General features: G+C 60.2%; 12 protein-coding genes and 1 pseudogene. 5 read left to right on the top strand and 8 right to left on the bottom strand.

Translation table 11 applies throughout. From position 1 onward, the window contains the following. Positions 1-59 precede the first annotated feature (59 nt). A complete protein-coding gene (locus HX898_RS05740; protein WP_180194195.1) occupies positions 60-1,862 on the bottom strand; it encodes an extracellular solute-binding protein in 1,803 nt (600 codons plus the stop codon). 285 nt (positions 1,863-2,147) lie between these two features. Between HX898_RS05740 and HX898_RS05735 the strand changes: the two genes are divergently transcribed. Then, positions 2,148-2,810 carry an invasion associated locus B family protein gene (locus HX898_RS05735; protein WP_029875196.1) on the top strand — a complete coding sequence of 221 codons (663 nt, stop codon included), beginning with the start codon at positions 2,148-2,150 and terminating at the stop codon, positions 2,808-2,810. A 113-nt stretch (positions 2,811-2,923) separates the two neighbouring features. Here the strand turns inward: HX898_RS05735 and hspQ are convergent, their stop codons facing one another. The 3 genes from hspQ to HX898_RS05720 form a co-directional block, all read right to left on the bottom strand. After that, entirely contained in the window at positions 2,924-3,253 is a 330-nt protein-coding gene (gene hspQ / locus HX898_RS05730; protein ID WP_003539613.1) for a heat shock protein HspQ, read from the bottom strand. Between the two features lie 161 nt (positions 3,254-3,414). Further along, positions 3,415-4,824, bottom strand: coding sequence for a type I glutamate--ammonia ligase (glnA, locus tag HX898_RS05725; protein WP_011651961.1), 1,410 nt, complete (start codon positions 4,822-4,824; stop codon positions 3,415-3,417). Between the two features lie 78 nt (positions 4,825-4,902). Beyond that, a complete protein-coding gene (locus HX898_RS05720; RefSeq protein ID WP_003579240.1) occupies positions 4,903-5,241 on the bottom strand; it encodes a P-II family nitrogen regulator in 339 nt (112 codons plus the stop codon). A 343-nt stretch (positions 5,242-5,584) separates the two neighbouring features. Here HX898_RS05720 and HX898_RS05715 point away from each other — a divergent pair, with 343 nt between their 5' ends. The 4 genes from HX898_RS05715 to HX898_RS05700 all read left to right on the top strand — a co-directional run bounded on the left by HX898_RS05715 (position 5,585) and on the right by HX898_RS05700 (position 11,476). Then, the gene (locus tag HX898_RS05715; RefSeq protein WP_180194194.1) at positions 5,585-7,057 is read left to right on the top strand and encodes an NAD(P)H-hydrate dehydratase; all 1,473 of its coding nucleotides are present in this window, start codon (positions 5,585-5,587) and stop codon (positions 7,055-7,057) included. Positions 7,058-7,403: 346 nt separating this feature from the next. Next, the gene (pstS, locus tag HX898_RS05710; RefSeq protein WP_180194193.1) at positions 7,404-8,495 is read left to right on the top strand and encodes a phosphate ABC transporter substrate-binding protein PstS; all 1,092 of its coding nucleotides are present in this window, start codon (positions 7,404-7,406) and stop codon (positions 8,493-8,495) included. 113 nt (positions 8,496-8,608) lie between these two features. Then, positions 8,609-10,342 (top strand): Na/Pi symporter, encoded by a 1,734-nt coding sequence (locus tag HX898_RS05705; protein ID WP_029875192.1) that lies wholly within the window; start codon positions 8,609-8,611, stop codon positions 10,340-10,342. A gap of 114 nt (positions 10,343-10,456) precedes the next feature. After that, positions 10,457-11,476, top strand: a complete 1,020-nt coding sequence (locus tag HX898_RS05700) for a DUF808 domain-containing protein (RefSeq protein WP_180194192.1) — start codon at positions 10,457-10,459, stop codon at positions 11,474-11,476. A 21-nt stretch (positions 11,477-11,497) separates the two neighbouring features. Here HX898_RS05700 and HX898_RS05695 read toward each other — a convergent pair whose 3' ends face one another. From HX898_RS05695 to uvrA, 4 genes and pseudogenes are all read right to left on the bottom strand, one after another. After that, complete coding sequence (locus HX898_RS05695; protein ID WP_180194191.1) at positions 11,498-12,463, bottom strand: magnesium and cobalt transport protein CorA; 966 nt, start codon at positions 12,461-12,463, stop codon at positions 11,498-11,500. Positions 12,464-12,565: 102 nt separating this feature from the next. Beyond that, positions 12,566-13,372 carry a DUF72 domain-containing protein gene (locus tag HX898_RS33130; protein WP_246697896.1) on the bottom strand — a complete coding sequence of 269 codons (807 nt, stop codon included), beginning with the start codon at positions 13,370-13,372 and terminating at the stop codon, positions 12,566-12,568. Between the two features lie 51 nt (positions 13,373-13,423). Then, positions 13,424-13,852 (bottom strand): annotated as a pseudogene (locus HX898_RS33125) (GNAT family N-acetyltransferase); the annotation flags it as partial. A gap of 2 nt (positions 13,853-13,854) precedes the next feature. Further along, positions 13,855-16,776, bottom strand: coding sequence for an excinuclease ABC subunit UvrA (uvrA, locus tag HX898_RS05685; protein ID WP_138389201.1), 2,922 nt, complete (start codon positions 16,774-16,776; stop codon positions 13,855-13,857). Positions 16,777-17,002: the final 226 nt, after the last annotated feature.

Below are 17,002 nucleotides of genomic sequence, written 5' to 3'. Positions count from 1 at the left end.
TCCTTATTCTGTGCGTCTCCCAAGAGAGACATTCAAAGCCGGGGCGGTTCGGCTGCTTGTTATTGGGCGCTCGTATCCCACCATAGCGGCAGCTGATAGCCATAGAGCGGCACCGCGTCGGGATGGCCGATGCGCTTGCTGCGCGCCACCCATTGCTGGCCCATATGATAGAGCGGCAGCACGTAATGGCTGGACAGCAGCAGCCGGTCGTAGGAGCGCACCGCCGCGGTGAAATCCTCGGCCGAGCGCGCCCGGAGCAGGTGATCGATCAAGGCATCGAGATCGGGGTCGGCAGCGCCCGCGAAACTGTCGCTGCCTTCGCGGGTCTTGGCGGCCGAAGACCAGCGGCCGAGCTGTTCGTTTCCAGGCGATAGCGAGGACGTGTAGGACTTCATGATCATATCGTAGTCGAAGCTGTTCGTCCGGCTCTGATACTGCGAATCGTCGACGGTGCGAATCGAAGCGGCGATGCCGATCGTCTGCAGCGAACGCTGAAAGGCGACCGCGAGCTTCTCCTGGTCGGCGTTCTGCGTCATGATCTCGAAGGCGAGCTGGCGGCCGGAGGCATCGAGCATCTTGCCGCCCTGGATGGTATAGCCGCCCTGTTTCAGTTGCTCGACGGCCTGTTTCAGCACATTGCGGTCGCGGCCGGAACCGTCGGTGACCGGCAGCTTGTAGGTGCCGTCGAGAATCTCCGGCGCAATTTTGCCCTTGATCGGCCCGAGCACGGCAAGCTCGGCCGCATTGGCGGGAACGCCGAAACTCGACAGCTCGGAATTCTGCCAGAAGCTCTGCGTGCGTTTATAGGCGCCGGAATAAAGGTTCTTGTTCGCCCATTCGAAGTCGAACACCAGTGACAGGCCTTCGCGCACCTTGGGATCGGCAAAGATCGGCCGGCGCGTGTTGAACACGAAGCCGAGCATGCCGCTCGGCAGTTTCGGCGTGAACACGTCCTTGACCACGGCCCCCGAGGTGACGGCGGGGAAATTATAGGCATTGGCCCAATGACCGGGATTGCCGTCGGGATAGATGTCGACATCGCCCTTCTTGAAGGCCTCGAACAGCGTCGTGTCCTGCAGGAAATACTGGACGGTGATCTGGTCGTAATTGTCGGTGCCGACCTTGGCGGGAATGTCCTTGCCCCAGTAATTCGGATCGCGCTCATAGGTGATGCTCTCGCCGGGCTTCACCGTCTTCACCTTGTAGGGACCGGAGCCGACCGGCGGCGTCAGCGACGAACGGTCGAAGGTTGCCGGATCGATCGCATGTTTCGGCAACACCGGGAACAGGCCAAAGATCAGCGGCGTCTCGCGGTCGGCCTTGTCGTTGAAGGTGAAGCGCACGCTGTGCTCGCCGACCTTTTCCATCTTGGCGACGACGTTGAGGCGGTTGGCGAAGGGCACGCGGCCCTTGTCGCGCATCAGCTCGAAGGTGAACATCACATCCTCGGGCGTCACCGACTGGCCATCGGCCCATTTCGCCTTCGGATTGAGGTTGAACTGGATGAAGCTCCGATCATCGTCCCATTCCACCGTTTCGGCAAGCAGGCCGTAGAGTGTGAAGGGCTCGTCCCTGGAGCGCTGCATCAGCGATTCGTAGACGAGATTGCCATAATCCGGATCCCACATGCCGCGCGCCGTCGTGCGCATGCTCTTCAGGATGAACGGGTTGAGGTTGTCGAAGGTGCCGACGACGCCGTAGGTGATCTTGCCGCCCTTTTTCACGTCGGGATTGACGTAAGGGAAGTGTTTGTAGTCGGCCGGCAAAGCCGGCTCGCCATGCATCGCGATGCCGTGCAGCGGCTCGGCAGCGACAGTGCCGCACAGCAGCGAGAGGACGAGAGGGACGACAATCCGGAGCATTCGGCAATCCTTGATCCGTGAAAACGGGGCATGATTCACCGCGGAGATTATCATGGGGTCGACCGATTCCAACACGGAGCGGCGATTTCTTTGGCATCGCGACGAAATGCACCTCAAATTGCCAAAGAAATGCTGGATATCTTGAACGCTGCGATGTAACAGGTGAACCCGAAGTTTCGGGGTCATGCATTTGCCTTATTTTTTTAAGAGGTGGAGTGCCGAACGACCCGATGGTTGGGGCGGCAAGACGCTGCCCCGAACGGATATCAGGAGACGGAATTCGTTATGATGTTCAAGTCTGAAAAGAAAATGCGGGCAGCGCTGTCCGTTCTGGCAGTGGTGTTCGGCGCTTCGGCTCCGGTCTCCGCCTTCGCACAGGATGCGGCGGCACAGGCTCCGGCCGATGCCCCGGCACAGGCCGCAGGAGCGCCGAAGCTCGGCTGGTACAAGACCTGCAGCAAGCAGGAAGACAACGACATCTGTGTTGTCCAGAACCTGATCCTCGCCAATGGCGGTCAGCTCGTCACGGCCGTCGGCCTGATCTCGGTTTCCGGCAAGATCAACCGCAAGCTCCTGCAGGTCTCGGTTCCCACGGCACGCCTCGTTCCTCCCGGCGTCATCATGCAGATCGATGGCGGCAAGGGCCAGAAGCTCGACTACGCCGTCTGCCTGCCGGACAAGTGCACCGCCGAAATTCCGCTGACCGACGCGATGATCGCCAGCCTCAAGAAGGGCAGCGACGTGATCTTCACGTCGATCAACTTCCGCCGCGCCCCGAACCCGATCAAGATTTCGCTTGAAGGCTTCACCGGCGCTTATGACGGCGAACCGGTTTCCGAATCCAAGCTCGCTGAAAGCCAGCGCAGCCTGCAGGACAGCATGCAGAAGAAGGCCGAGGAAGCCCGCAAGAAGCTGGAAGATGCCCAGAAGGCAGCCAAGGCGCAGTAATCCTGCCACCTTCTTTGAAACAAAACCCGGCTTCGCGCCGGGTTTTTTGTTGCACAAAGAAAAGGCCTCGCCGGGAGAAGCGAGGCCTTGATTCAACGATCGGCACGAGTGACTTAGTGGGCGAAGCTCATCTTGGGTTTGAACTGTCCTGACGGGGCCTGATCGAAAATCTGGTAGATCTGTGGGTTGCGAAGCGGCGTGCCGCTTTCGTCGTTCATCAGGTTCTGCTCGGAAACGTAGGCGACATATTCGCTTTCGTCATTCTCGGCGAGCAGGTGATAGAAGGGCTGGTCCCTGCTCGGGCGCACCTCGGCGGGAATGGAATTCCACCATTCCTCCGTATTCGCGAACTCCGGATCAACGTCGAAGATGACGCCGCGAAACGGAAAAACCTTGTGCCGAACCACTTCGCCGATACTGAACTTTGCTACTCTTTCTTTCATGGTACGACTTCCTTTCATCACCAAATTTGGTGATTGGTGCCGCGCAAATCAAGATTTTGCACGCCGTTCGTCACATGAACGTCATATCCTCGCCATTTGCCGTTCATGACCTGGGAGGCGAAAGCCCCGGCGGGCCGGGACTTTCTGTGTTCTGAGCCCGATCAGGCCGAATAGTACATGTCGTATTCGACCGGATGCGGCGTCATTTCGAAACGCATTACCTCAGCCATCTTCAGCTCGATGAACGCATCGATCTGGTCGTCGTCGAAGACGCCGCCGGCTGTCAGGAACTTGCGGTCCTTGTCGAGGCTTTCGAGCGCTTCGCGCAGTGAGCCGCAGACGGTCGGGATCTTCTTCAATTCCTTCGGCGGCAGGTCGTAGAGGTCCTTGTCCATGGCCTTGCCGGGATGGATCTTGTTCTTGATGCCGTCGAGACCGGCCATCAGCATGGCAGCAAAGGCGAGATAGGGATTGGCGGTCGGATCCGGGAAGCGGACTTCGACGCGCTTGGCCTTCGGGTTGGAGCCGAACGGAATGCGGCAGGAAGCCGAACGGTTGCGGGCCGAATAGGCAAGCAGCACAGGGGCTTCGTAACCCGGGACGAGGCGCTTGTAGGAGTTCGTCGACGGATTGGTGAAGGCGTTGATCGCCTTGGCATGCTTGATGATGCCGCCGATGTAGAACAGGCAGCTCTCGGAAAGGCCGGCATATTCGTCGCCGGCAAAGGTCGGCTTGCCGCCCTTCCAGATCGACTGGTGCACATGCATGCCCGAGCCGTTGTCGCCGAAGATCGGCTTCGGCATGAAGGTCGCCGTCTTGCCGTAGGCGTTGGCCACCTGGTGCACGACATATTTGTAGATCTGCATCTTGTCGGCGTTGCGCACCAGCGTATCGAACTTGATTCCGAGTTCGTGCTGGGCGGCGGCGACTTCATGGTGATGCTTTTCGACGACGACGCCCATTTCGGAGAGCACCGTTAGCATTTCCGAACGCATGTCCTGGGCGCTGTCGACGGGGGGAACCGGGAAATAGCCGCCCTTGACGCGCGGGCGATGGCCGAGGTTGCCGGTCTCGTAATCGGTATCGTCGTTCGACGGCAGTTCGGTCGAATCGAGCTTGAAGCCGGTATTGTAGGGATCGGCCTTGTACTTGACGTCGTCGAAGACGAAGAATTCGGCTTCGGGGCCGACGAAGACTGTATCGCCGATGCCGGATGCCTTGAGGTAGGCTTCGGCCTTCTTGGCGGTGCCGCGCGGATCGCGGTTATAGGCCTCGCCGGAGACTGGATCGAGGATGTCGCAGACGATGACCATGGTCGACTGGGCGAAAAACGGGTCCATATGCACCGTTTCGGTATCGGGCATCAGCACCATGTCGGACTCGTTGATGGCCTTCCAGCCACCGATCGAGGAGCCATCGAACATCACGCCGTCAGCGAACATGTCTTCGTCGACGCAGACAACGTCCATCGTCACATGCTGCAGCTTGCCCTTCGGGTCGGTGAAACGCAGATCGACGAACTTTACGTCGTTCTCCTTGATCTGCTTCAGAATTTCGCTTGCGGTCGCCATTAATGAGTTTCCTCCGATTTGCGATGACGGTGTAGGTCGGCGATGACGGTAACGGACTTTGCGCGATTGGCAAAGTGGTCAGATGGCATCGATGCCGGTCTCGCCGGTGCGGATGCGGATAACCTCTTCGATATTGGAGACGAAGATCTTTCCATCGCCGATGCGGCCGGTCTGCGCCGCCTTGCGGATCGCATCGATGACGGCCTCCGCGTTCTCGTCGGCAAGTACGACCTCGACTTTGACCTTCGGCAGGAAATCGACGACGTATTCAGCTCCGCGGTAGAGTTCCGTGTGGCCCTTCTGACGGCCGAAACCCTTGGCTTCCGTGACCGTGATACCCTGCAGGCCAACTTCCTGAAGGGCTTCCTTCACTTCGTCCAGCTTGAAAGGCTTAATGATCGCTTCGATCTTTTTCATGAGAAAATGTCTCTCCGCTTCTCTTGTTATGGCAGGAATTTTCCCGCTCGCCGGATATGATGCAGATATCGTGCCAGTTTGAAATCCATCTTATCGAAAAAAGACGTCGATTCTGCCAAAACCGGCGCGTTTGCGGGGAATTCCATGTCGTTTTGGTGCCGGAATAGGTGGAAAAACATTGTCTCCGATCAAAATCACATCCGAAATGGAAAAAGTCATGTATTTTCGCAACTGCGAATACACGTCACGCTGAGATGAAAATATAGGCAAATGCCTAAATTGCGTCCTTCTCTTTGGTGTTTCAGGCGGTTGTTTTTTAGGCGTTTTTTGATTGAATAGGATGATGAACAAACATCTGTCCGATCTTCTTCTCACGCCTGCCGAAATGGCCGCCGTCGACGCGGCTGCGGCCGCATGCGGCATCGACTCCTTCGGCCTGATGGAGAGGGCAGGTGCCGCGGTCGCGGCCGCTGCGCTGCGCCTTCATCCCGGAGCGTTGCGCTTCGTCGTCTTCTGTGGACCCGGCAACAATGGCGGCGACGCCTATGTCGCCGCACGTCATCTGCAGCAGAGCGGGGCGAGGGTGGCGCTCTTCCACCTCGGCGATCCCATGCGGCTGAAGGGTGATGCCGCCCGCGCCCGCATGGGCTGCGCGCTCAAGGGACAGGAACTTGATTTCTATCGGCCGGAACCCGGCGACGTCGTCATCGATGGCTTGTTCGGGGCGGGGCTTGGCCGCGCGGTGTCGGCCGATGTGCACGCGCTGATCGAGCGCGTCACAGAGGCCGGTATCCCCGTGCTTGCCATCGATCTGCCCTCCGGTCTTGATGGTCGCACCGGCAAGGTGCTGGGTGCCGCCTTCCGGGCCTGCAACACCATCACCTTCATGACTCGCAAGCCCGGCCATCTGCTGATGCCGGGCAGGGAGCTTTGCGGTGAATTGGAGGTCTTCGACATCGGTATCCCCGCCCGCATCGTCAGGGCTGAGGCAAGCGGCGTCATCGCCGAGAACACGCCGGATGCCTGGAAGGGTGCGCTGCCGGCCGAGCAACTGGAAACCCACAAATACAAGCGCGGTCATCTGGTCGTCTTCTCAGGTGAGGCCGACAAGACGGGTGCGGCGCGCATGTCGGCGATCTCGGGCCTTAAGGCCGGCGCCGGCCTAGTGACGATCGCCGCCCCCCGCGCGGCGATGGCCGCCAATGCCGCGCATCTGACCGCCGTCATGCTGCATGCCATCGACGACGAGGCCGACCTCGGCGACTGGCTATCCGACAAGCGGCTGCAGACCTTCGTCCTCGGCCCCGGTTTCGGCATCGGCGCCAGGGCGCGCGGCTTCGTCTCGGCCCTTGCCGATCGTCATCTGGTGCTCGATGCCGACGGCATCTCCTCGTTCAAGGACGATCCGCAGCAGCTGTTTGATCTTTTCCGGGGTGAGCCGCGTCTGGTGCTGACGCCGCACGAGGGTGAATTCGCGCGGCTCTTTCCCGATATCGGCGGCGACGATGGGCTCGGCAAGGTGGACAAGGCTGTGGCCGCCGCCCGCCGCGCCAATGCCGCGATTATCTACAAGGGCGCCGATACCGTCATCGCAGCATCTGATGGACGTGCGCTCATCAATACCAACGCTCCCGTCTGGCTTGCCACCGCCGGTTCAGGCGACGTGCTTGCCGGCATCATCGGCGGCTTGCTCGCCCAGGGCCTACCGGCCTTCGAGGCCGCGGCTGCCGGCGTCTGGCTGCACGGCGAGGCCGGCCAACGCGCCGGCAAAGGGCTGACGGCGGAGGAACTCGCAGCCGAGGTATTGCCGCTTTAGCGCCGCCGCATCCTCTTTCACCTCGAACGCAGAAGTAATCTGCACCGTCGGTCTGGCCGTGGCGCGGGCTGCGTTGTTTTACCATTGTAAATGCGTCCGATGTGTCAGTTGGGTGACGGTTTTATTTGGAATTTTTAGAGCGACATCGATCAGCGAAAGAATGTCCTGCGGCGAGATACGGAAACCCGCAAAACTAAACTGTCATTAAAATGTTAATGAACGGAAATACTTAGTGGTGGCAGGAATTCCTGTCGGCTGGACCACGGGTTCGTACAGCGGGTCCTGAGCTGATCTGGTTTGAATTCTGATCGAAGTGCGCAGTCAACGGTTGCGAGGGGAAGCGCCGATGGAACGTTTTTTTCGGCAAGTCCACAGAGTGACGACCGCCGCCGCCGGCTTTGCCGGACTTGCGGCAGTTGTGGCATCACTCTTCATCGCTCCTGCAGCCAGGGCCGAGCCCATTCGCGGCGCCGGCTCCACTTTCGCGGCACCCATCATCGCGAAGTGGGCGGAAATCTACGAGAAGGCGCGGATGGATGACGGCGACTTCAGCTCACCCGACTGGACGGTAGACTACGAGCTCGTTGGTTCGCTCGCAGGTCTGATGCGCCTTGATCAGCCGGAGCTGGATTTCGCTGCGACCGATGTGCCTGTCTCCCACGACGAGCTTTTAAAGCATGGCCGCCAGCAGTTTCCGATCGTGCTCGGCAGCGTGGCGATTGCCGTCAACCTTGACGGTATCGACAAGGGCCGTATCAACCTGACTGGCCCGCTGCTTGCGAATATCTATCTCGGCAAGATCCAGTCATGGGCCGATCCTGCCATCAAGGCGATCAACCCGGAGATCAGTCTTCCCGATCAGAAAATCAGCCCGGTTACCCGCAAGGACGGATCAGGCACCACCTTCATGTTCACCGAATTCCTGTCCTCGGCAAGCCCGGAATGGAAGGCGGCACATGGAGCGGATACGTTGATCGCCTGGCCTGTGGGGACGAGTGTCGAGGGAACCGGGGATCTCATTCGCGCGGTGCAGGCTACCAAGGGGGCGATCGCCTATGCCGATTTTGGCCAGGTCGAGCGTGCAAACCTGCCCTATGCCGCCGTTCAGAACAAATCCGGCCAGTTCGTAAAACCGGGACCGGATGGCGTGCGGGCTGCCGCCAACACCGCCTCATGGGATGAAGCGAAAGATTTTTCGGTGTCGCTCACGGATCAACCGGGGGAGGCGGCCTATCCGATCAGCGGGGCGACATTTGCGGTCGTTCCAGTGACGGGACAGGCGCCCAATCGCTATCGCCGCGTGCATGACTTTTTCCGCCTGGCGTTTGAGACAGGCAGTAAGGATGCCGAAGCGCTGGGCTATGTGCCTTTGCCGCCGCAGCTCGTCAGTCAGATCGTCAAATACTGGCTGAAGCAGGATGCATCCGCGAGCCAGTAATTCCTTCGCGCGCATACGCGGTCGGGACATCCCCGACCGTATGAAATCGGACATGTGAGACGCGGGGGCGTCGTTGAAAGCGCGCCATTTTGGCGCCAAGGGGGTAAGGCGTAATGAACATCGACATTTTCAAGGATATTCTTGTGCCTGTTATTGGCGGGCTGGGGATATTCATGCTCGGTCTGGAGTTCATGTCGAACGGCATCCAGGCACTCTCCGTCAACAAGATGCGCGCATTTCTCGCGAGAGCCGCAGGCACGCCGATCAAGGGCGTCATCGCGGGAACGCTCATCACCGGTGTCATCCAGTCATCGACGGCAATGACGGTCATGGTCGTCGGCCTCGTCAATGCCGGCGTTGTCGGATTGCGTCCGGCGATCAGCGTCATCATGGGCGCCAACATCGGGACGACGCTCGGAAACGGCCTGATCGCCTTGCCGCTGGGTCCTCTTGGCCTGATCTTTGCGGGCGTTTTTTCGCTGGTCTACTGCTTTGCCAAGAGCGAGCGAATCCGCAACGTCGCGCTTGCCTGCATGGGCTTCGCGCTGATTTTCTACGGTCTCAATCTGATGACCGGCGGCCTTCGGCCGCTGCGCAACATTCCGGAGGTCATGGACGTTCTGTCGACGCTGACCGCCGACTCCTATTATAACCTGATCAAATGCGTGCTGATTGCCGCCGGCGTCACCGCGATGATCCACTCCTCGTCGGCGACGATCGGTATCGTCATGGGGCTCGGCGCGGCCGGTGTCCTTGACTGGACGACGGCGGTTGCCTTCTCGCTGGGTGCGGATCTCGGAACCACGATCACCTCCTGGATTGCCTCGCTCAATCTGTCGAAGAACGCCAAACGCGCTGCCTATGCCCATATGTCCTTCAATATTATCGGCGTCTGCATCACTGTGCCCTTGTTCTTCGTCTCGATCGACGTTCTGGCATGGGCGATGCAGTGGTTCGGCGGCGATCCCGGCGTTCCGGTCGTGGTCGAGGGCAAGGAGACATTTCCGCTGGTTCCGGTCGCTGTCGGTCTCTATTCGACCTTCTTCAACGTCTTCAACACGGCGCTGCTGTTTCCCTTCGTCAGCGTCTTCGAACGTGTCTTGTCGCGCATCGGCCGTATCGACGCCGAGGATGTGGAAGATTATTCGACGCCGAAATTCCTCGACCGCAGGCTCACAAGCGACTTCGCGCGGGCCGTTCCGGCCGTCCAGCAGGAGACCGCGCGTCATCTGCAGGCCGGTGCGATGTTCCTGGATATTGCCCGATCCGCCAAGTCGGCTCCATCAGATCCGGGCGAACATTATCTTGCCACCGATATCCTCAGCCGTGATATTCGCGATTATACCGCATCGCTGATGAAAGAGGATCTGCCTTACGAGCAACTCGATCTGGTCGCCAGCCTGATCGAGGAAGCGGATTTCACCGCTGCATTGACGGAATCGATGCATCAGGTCGCGCGGCGGGTGAAGCGTGAAAAATTCAGCGAACCCGCTTTGGCGATCGTCAATCTGGCACTGAGCAAGCTCGATGCCTCTTTGCAGGATATCATGCCCGACTATGGCGTGGTTCGTCCGTCCATGCCGGCCGGCCATGTCAGCCTTCCCAATGTCACCGAACTGCGGGAACAGACACTGGCACTTGGCCCGAATGCCGGCGCGGCCGAACGCGGCACGATCCTGGCGCTTCTCGGCTCGGTAGAGCGCGCGGAGATCCTGATCCGCCGCATCGACGAGGAGCGCAAATCCGTGAACCGGCAGAGCGTTCTGTCGCGGGTTTCGCAGAAACGCGAACGGCAGGCACGTCCTCCGCTGGACGAGGGCGGCTTGAGCCCGATGCCGGCTGAATAACGGCCATTGTCGTCGCGATCCTTGCGTGGCATCTTCCCGCCGGAGGATGCCACGTTTCGTTGACGGGTTTTCCGTTTTTCACTGCGTAAGTCTGTCTTCCCGACGGAGGCTCGAATGAGTGTTGGCCTGATCGCCCTTCTTGATGATATCGCGGCATTGGCCAAGGTGGCTGCGGCGTCGCTCGACGATATTGCCGGCCAGGCTGCCAAGGCAGGCGCGAAAGCGGCCGGCGTCGTCATTGATGATGCGGCAGTCACACCCCGCTACGTCACCGGATTTTCGGCAGCGCGCGAATTGCCGATCATCGGCAAGATCGCGCTCGGCTCGCTGAAGAACAAGCTTCTGATCCTGCTTCCCGCGGCGCTGATCCTGAGCCTTGTCGCACCGCAGGCGATCACACCGCTGCTGATGATCGGCGGACTTTATCTCTGCTACGAGGGTGTGGAAAAAGTCTACGCACTGGTGTTGCCGCATGCAGCTCACGCCCATGAAACGGCACTCGAGACGACAAGCCTCGATGCCAAATCGGTAGAAGACCAAAAGGTCGCCGGTGCCATCAAGACGGATTTCATCCTGTCGGCCGAAATCATGGCGATTACGCTCGCCGCGGTGCCGTCTGGCAGCGTGTTCACGCAGGCCCTCATCCTAGCCGTTGTTGGACTGGGCATCACAGTCTTGGTCTATGGCGGCGTGGCGCTTATCGTGAAGGCTGATGATCTCGGTCTGATGCTGGCACGTGTGCGGACGGCATCTGCGATGGGCGGCTTCTCGCGTGCGATCGGAAAGGGGCTTGTCACAGGCATGCCTTATTTTCTGAAAGTGCTCGGCATCGTCGGAACGGCCGCCATGATCTGGGTCGGCGGCGGCATCATCGTTCATGGCCTCGAAGCCTATGGTATCGGCGGCCCTGCGCATCTGATCCATGATGCCGGCGAGGCGACGGCGCATGCCATTCCCGTTCTGCCATCCGTGCTGCGCTGGATCGTCGAGGCAGCAGGAGCGGGCATCGTCGGTATCGTCGCCGGCTTGATCGCAATTCCGGTCGCAGGCTACGCTGTCTCGCCGATATGGCGGTACCTCAAATCGCTCCTGCCGCGCCGCCGGAAAGAGGCGTTGGCGGACGGGAAGAAATGAAGCCCATCGACGAGCAAGGCGTCATATCCAGCGGGCGCGCTTGAAACGGATGAAAAGTGCGATGCACATGACAGTGATGACTGCCAAAACGACAAAATAGCCGTAGCTGGTTTTCAGCTCGGGCATATTGTCGAAATTCATGCCGTAAATGCCGGCGATCGCCGTCGGAACGGCGAGAATGGCAGCCCAGGCCGCCAACTGTCTTGTGATTGTGCCCTGTCTTTGCTGTTCAATCAGATTGCTCGCTTCGAAAACCGATGTGATCACGTCGCGCAAGCTTGCAACCATCGTCTCGACGCGGTGCATGTGCTGAAGCGCATCGCGGAAATAGGGCTTCGCTTCCCTGTCAAGCGACGGCAGGTCGAGATGGTAGAGCTTGCCGCAAAGGTCCAGCATCGCATCCAGCACCCGCTGAAACAGAATGACTTCCCGGCGCAACTTGAAAATGCGGGCGATCTGGTTGCGGTCGAGAAACGCATCGAGCATTTTTCGTTCCATCTCGAGAACGGAATCCTCGATCGTGCGCACGATGGGAAGATAGCCGTCGATAATGAAATCGAGAATGGCATGCAGAATGTAGTCGGTGCCATGGCAGAGCGTTTGCGGCGATGTCTCTAGCCGGCCCCGCAGTTCTCCGTGCCCGCGCTCCGACCCATTGCGGACGGTGATGATATAGCGCTTGCCGACGAAAATTGCGGTTTCCCCGTAGGTGATATGGTCCCCCTCGAGCTGTGCCGTCTTTGCGATGACGAACAACTGGTCGTCATAAACGCTGAGCTTCGGCATCTGCAAAGAGCTGAGCGCATCGGCGATCGAGAGTTCGTGAAGGCCAAAACGGCCTTGCAGCAGCAGGAGCTCGTCCCGGCTAGGCTTGTGCAGCCCGATCCAGATGAATTCGTTGTCCGTCGCCGGAATGGAGGCCGCCTCGAAAGCTATGGCCTCGACCCGCCGTCCGTTGCGATAGAGATAGGATGCGGCAACGCTCATGCGGGCTCCCGGGTTACCACGATCATGATGCCCTCATGGAATGCGTGACTGACGATGTGATACCCACAATGTTGCGATCCTTTTGTGACTATCCAGCCCGGCCTATTTCGCCAGCGCCTGCTGCAGGGCGATCGCCCCGTGCGGCGCATTGACCTTGCCCTCATGGATCATGAAGGCGAAGACGTCGCGTGGCTCGGTCTTCACTTTGCGATCTCCATCGAGCAGCGGCAGGTCATCAGGAACCTTGCCCTCGGCCCAGGTCTCCAGCCGATCTGCCCAGGCCTTCAGGTCCTTTTCCGGGTAGCAGGTCGGAATATCGTCCGAGCCCTTCTGCAGCCGCGCATAGACGAAATCGGCCGTCACGTCGGCGATCATCGGATATTCGAAATGTTCAGCGCAGACCGGCGCTACGCCGTATTTCGAAAGCAGCGCCACGAACTCCGGCACCTTGAAGGAATCGTGCCGCACCTCGACCACGTGGCGGAGCGCCAACCCATCCTGTTTTGCCGGCAGCAGCTTCAGGAAGGCTTCGAAATCATCCGAATCGAACCTCTTCGTCGGTGCGAACTGCCACAGCAGCGGCCCGAGATGATCGCCGAGTTCGCTGATGCCCGATGACAGGAACCGCTCCATCGATTCACCGGCTTCGGCAAGCACCCGCCGATTGGTGACGAAACGCGTCGCCTTCAGCGAGAAGATGAAACCGTCGGGCACGTCAGCCGCCCATTTGGCGAAGACCGCAGGCTTCTGCGTGCTGTAATAGGTGCCGTTGACCTCGATGACCTTCAACTGGCGGCTGGCATAATTCAGCTCGTCCTTCTGTTTCAGGCTCTCGGGAAAGAAATGCCCGCGCCAGGGCTCGAAGGTCCAGCCGCCGATGCCGGTGCGGATAGTGCCGGATTTCGTCATGTCGTCCTCCCCATTCGCAGCCGCACAGGCCGCATTGATCTCTTTCGTCATGTCGACGAGCGTCCATCCTGGCCGATAAGGGTTCGGCCGGCGACCCGTTTCCTGAAATCCGAAGGCGCTGTAGAGCGCGATGTTCCGCTCCATCCGCGCATTGGTGTAGAGCCGGATCTCCGGCACGGCCCATTCCCGCGCCTTGCCCTCCAGCCAGCGCAGCATCGCCAGCCCATGCCCGGCACCCTGAAAGGCCGGCGAGACCGCGATGCTGAACAGCATGAGGTGATCGGCGTGCTGCTCGACGACCACCAGGCCGGCCGTTTGCCCGCCGATCTCGCACAGCCAGACCTCGCCGCGTTCGATCCGCGGCGTGTAATCCTCCGTCACCGGGATCGGCGGAGCGCCGAACAGCTCGCTATAGGGCCGATAGGCGGCTGACGTCAGCGTCGCGATCGTTTCCAGATCATCGGGCGACGCTGGTCTCATCGTCATTCCGCCGCAACCGCCTTCTTCGCCGGCCGCCGTTCCAGCAATTCCTTCAGGAAGTGTCCGGTATAGGACCGCTTCTCCTTGACGATCGCTTCGGGCGTGCCGGTCGCGACGATCTCGCCGCCGCCGTCGCCGCCTTCGGGGCCGAAATCGAGCACCCAATCGGCCGTCTTGATGACTTCGAGATTGTGTTCGATCACCACCACCGAGTTACCCTGGTTGACCAGTTCGTGCAGCATTTCGAGCAGCTTGGCGACGTCGTGGAAATGCAGACCGGTCGTCGGTTCGTCGAGAATGTAGAGCGTACGTCCCGTCGAGCGTTTCGACAGCTCCTTGGCAAGCTTGACGCGTTGGGCCTCGCCGCCGGAGAGCGTATTGGCCTGCTGGCCGACCTTGATGTAGCCGAGACCGACATCCTTCAGCGCTTGCAGCTTGTCGCGCACCGCAGGCACCGCCGCGAAGAAATCGACGCCTTCCTCCACCGTCATGTCGAGCACGTCGGCGATCGACCTCTGTTTGAAGGTGACGTTGAGTGTCTCGCGATTGTAGCGCTTGCCGTGGCAGACGTCGCAGGTGACGTAGACATCAGGCAGGAAGTGCATCTCGATCTTGATGACGCCGTCGCCCTGGCAGGCCTCGCAGCGTCCGCCCTTGACGTTGAAGGAGAAACGGCCCGGCTGGTAGCCGCGTGCCTTGGCCTCCGGCAGGCCGGCGAACCAGTCGCGGATCGGCGTGAAGGCGCCGGTATAAGTTGCCGGGTTCGAGCGCGGCGTGCGGCCGATCGGCGATTGATCGATGTCGATCACCTTGTCGATATGCTCGAAGCCGTCGATGCGGTCGTGATCGGCCGGGTTTTCACGCGCGCCCATGACGCGGCGTGCTGCCGATTTATAGAGCGTCTCGATCAGGAAGGTGGATTTGCCGCCGCCGGAAACGCCGGTCACCGCTGTGAACACGCCGAGCGGAATCGACGCCGTGACGTTCTTCAGATTGTTGCCGCGCGCGCCGACCACTTTGATCTCGCGGCCCTTCTTTGGCTTGCGACGTTCGTCGGGAACGGGAACGCCGAGTTCGCCGGAGAGATATTTGCCGGTCAGTGACTTCGGATTGGCCATGATGTCCTGCGGCGTACCATGGGCGATGACCTGGCCGCCGTGAATGCCGGCCGCCGGGCCGATATCGACGACGTCGTCGGCCGTCATGATCGCATCCTCGTCATGTTCGACGACGATGACGGTGTTGCCGATGTCGCGCAGGTGCTTCAGCGTGTCGAGCAGCCGGGCATTGTCGCGCTGATGCAGGCCGATCGACGGCTCATCGAGCACGTAGAGCACGCCGGTCAGCCCCGAGCCGATCTGCGAGGCAAGCCGGATGCGCTGGCTTTCGCCGCCCGACAAGGTGCCGGAATTGCGCGACAGGCTGAGATATTCCAGGCCGACATCGTTGAGGAAGCGCAGCCGGTCGCGGATTTCCTTGAGGATGCGCACGGCGATCTCGTTCTGCTTGGCATTGAAGCTTGCCGGCAGCGTCTCGAACCAGTCGCGGGCGACGCGGATCGACATACCGGTCACTTCGCCGATATGCAGAGTGTCGATCTTCACCGCCAAGGCCTCGGGCTTCAGGCGGAAGCCGTTGCAGGAAGGGCAGGGGGCGGCCGACATGAAGCGCTCGATATCCTCGCGCGCCCAGGCGGAATCGGTCTCTTTCCAGCGGCGCTCGAGATTGGTGATGATGCCTTCGAAATTCTTCTGCGTCGTGTAGGAGCGGGCGCCGTCGGCATAGTGGAATTCGATCTTATCGTTGGTGCCGTTGAGGATGACGTCCTTGGCCTCGTCGGAAAGATCGTTCCAGCGGGTACCGAGCTTGAAGCCGTAATGTTTGCCGAGCGCTTCCAGCGTCTGATTGTAATAGGGCGAGGTCGACTTGGCCCAGGGCGCGATCGCCCCGTCGCGCAGCGTCCGCTCGGGCTCGGGCACGATCAGATCCGGATCGATCTTCTGCTGAGCACCGAGGCCATCGCAGGTCGGGCAGGCGCCGAAGGGATTGTTGAAGGAGAAGAGCCTGGGTTCGATCTCCGGAATGGTGAAGCCGGAGACCGGGCAGGCAAACTTCTCCGAAAACAGCACGCGTTCATGCGTCTCGTTCAGCGACTTGTTGGCCGAGCCGCCGGCCGACGTCTCTTCCGGCGGCAGCGGCTTGTCGGCGAATTCGGCGACCGCCAGCCCGTCGGCAAGCTTCAGGCAGGTCTCCAGACTGTCCGCCAGGCGCGCGGAGACATCCGAGCGCACGACGATGCGGTCGACCACCACGTCGATGTCGTGCTTGTATTTCTTGTCGAGCACCGGCGCCTCGGCGATCTCGTAGAACTGCCCGTCGACCTTGACGCGCTGGAAGCCCTTCTTCATCAGCTCCGCCAGTTCCTTCTTGTATTCGCCCTTGCGCCCGCGCACGAGCGGCGCAAGGATATAAAGACGGGTGCCCTCGCCGAAATCCAGGATGCGGTCGACCATCTGGCTGACGGTCTGGCTTTCGATCGGCAGGCCGGTCGCCGGCGAATAGGGAACGCCGACGCGGGCAAAGAGCAGGCGCATGTAGTCGTAGATCTCGGTAACGGTGCCGACCGTCGAGCGCGGATTGCGCGAGGTCGTCTTCTGCTCGATCGAGATTGCCGGCGACAGCCCGTCGATCTGGTCGACATCTGGCTTCTGCATCATTTCGAGGAATTGCCGGGCATAGGCCGACAGGCTCTCGACATAGCGCCGCTGGCCCTCGGCATAGATCGTGTCGAAGGCGAGCGAGGATTTGCCGGAACCCGAAAGCCCGGTCATGACGATCAGCTTGTTACGCGGCAGATCGAGATCGATGCTCTTGAGATTATGCTCGCGCGCGCCGCGGATGGAGATCGTCTTCAGTTCGCTCATCGTCTCTGCTTTGGTTTTCTGGATGACAGCCCTTATTTAGTGATGCCGACGGGCGAGTCGAGGCTGAATGTCCACTACGGTCAAGGTTTTCGATTCTGTTGACAGGATCATACGGATAAACTAGAACAAATAAAGAACAAAATTCCTGATGAATGCATGCGGCTTTCTGATGGATAAACATGTGGATTAAATGCCGCCCATGCGCATCGGCGGTCCGTGATGGTTT

Source organism: Rhizobium sp. WYCCWR 11128 (assembly GCF_013416305.1).
GTDB classification, from domain to species: domain Bacteria; phylum Pseudomonadota; class Alphaproteobacteria; order Rhizobiales; family Rhizobiaceae; genus Rhizobium; species Rhizobium indicum.
This window is presented reverse-complemented; position numbering and strand designations above follow the sequence as displayed.

Bases quoted from the DNA above. Each gene is read 5' to 3' on its own strand.
- HX898_RS05695 (WP_180194191.1), bottom strand. From the start codon at position 12,463: ATGAGCGTTGCCGCATCCTATCTCTATCGCAACGGACGGCGGGTCGAG.
- HX898_RS05715 (WP_180194194.1), top strand. From the start codon at position 5,585: ATGAACAAACATCTGTCCGATCTTCTTCTCACGCCTGCCGAAATGGCC.
- glnA (WP_011651961.1), bottom strand. From the start codon at position 4,824: ATGGCGACCGCAAGCGAAATTCTGAAGCAGATCAAGGAGAACGACGTA.
- pstS (WP_180194193.1), top strand. From the start codon at position 7,404: ATGGAACGTTTTTTTCGGCAAGTCCACAGAGTGACGACCGCCGCCGCC.
- HX898_RS05740 (WP_180194195.1), bottom strand. From the start codon at position 1,862: ATGCTCCGGATTGTCGTCCCTCTCGTCCTCTCGCTGCTGTGCGGCACT.
- uvrA (WP_138389201.1), bottom strand. From the start codon at position 16,776: ATGAGCGAACTGAAGACGATCTCCATCCGCGGCGCGCGCGAGCATAAT.
- HX898_RS33130 (WP_246697896.1), bottom strand. From the start codon at position 13,372: ATGACGAAATCCGGCACTATCCGCACCGGCATCGGCGGCTGGACCTTC.
- hspQ (WP_003539613.1), bottom strand. From the start codon at position 3,253: ATGAAAGAAAGAGTAGCAAAGTTCAGTATCGGCGAAGTGGTTCGGCAC.
- HX898_RS05735 (WP_029875196.1), top strand. From the start codon at position 2,148: ATGATGTTCAAGTCTGAAAAGAAAATGCGGGCAGCGCTGTCCGTTCTG.
- HX898_RS05700 (WP_180194192.1), top strand. From the start codon at position 10,457: ATGAGTGTTGGCCTGATCGCCCTTCTTGATGATATCGCGGCATTGGCC.
- HX898_RS05705 (WP_029875192.1), top strand. From the start codon at position 8,609: ATGAACATCGACATTTTCAAGGATATTCTTGTGCCTGTTATTGGCGGG.
- HX898_RS05720 (WP_003579240.1), bottom strand. From the start codon at position 5,241: ATGAAAAAGATCGAAGCGATCATTAAGCCTTTCAAGCTGGACGAAGTG.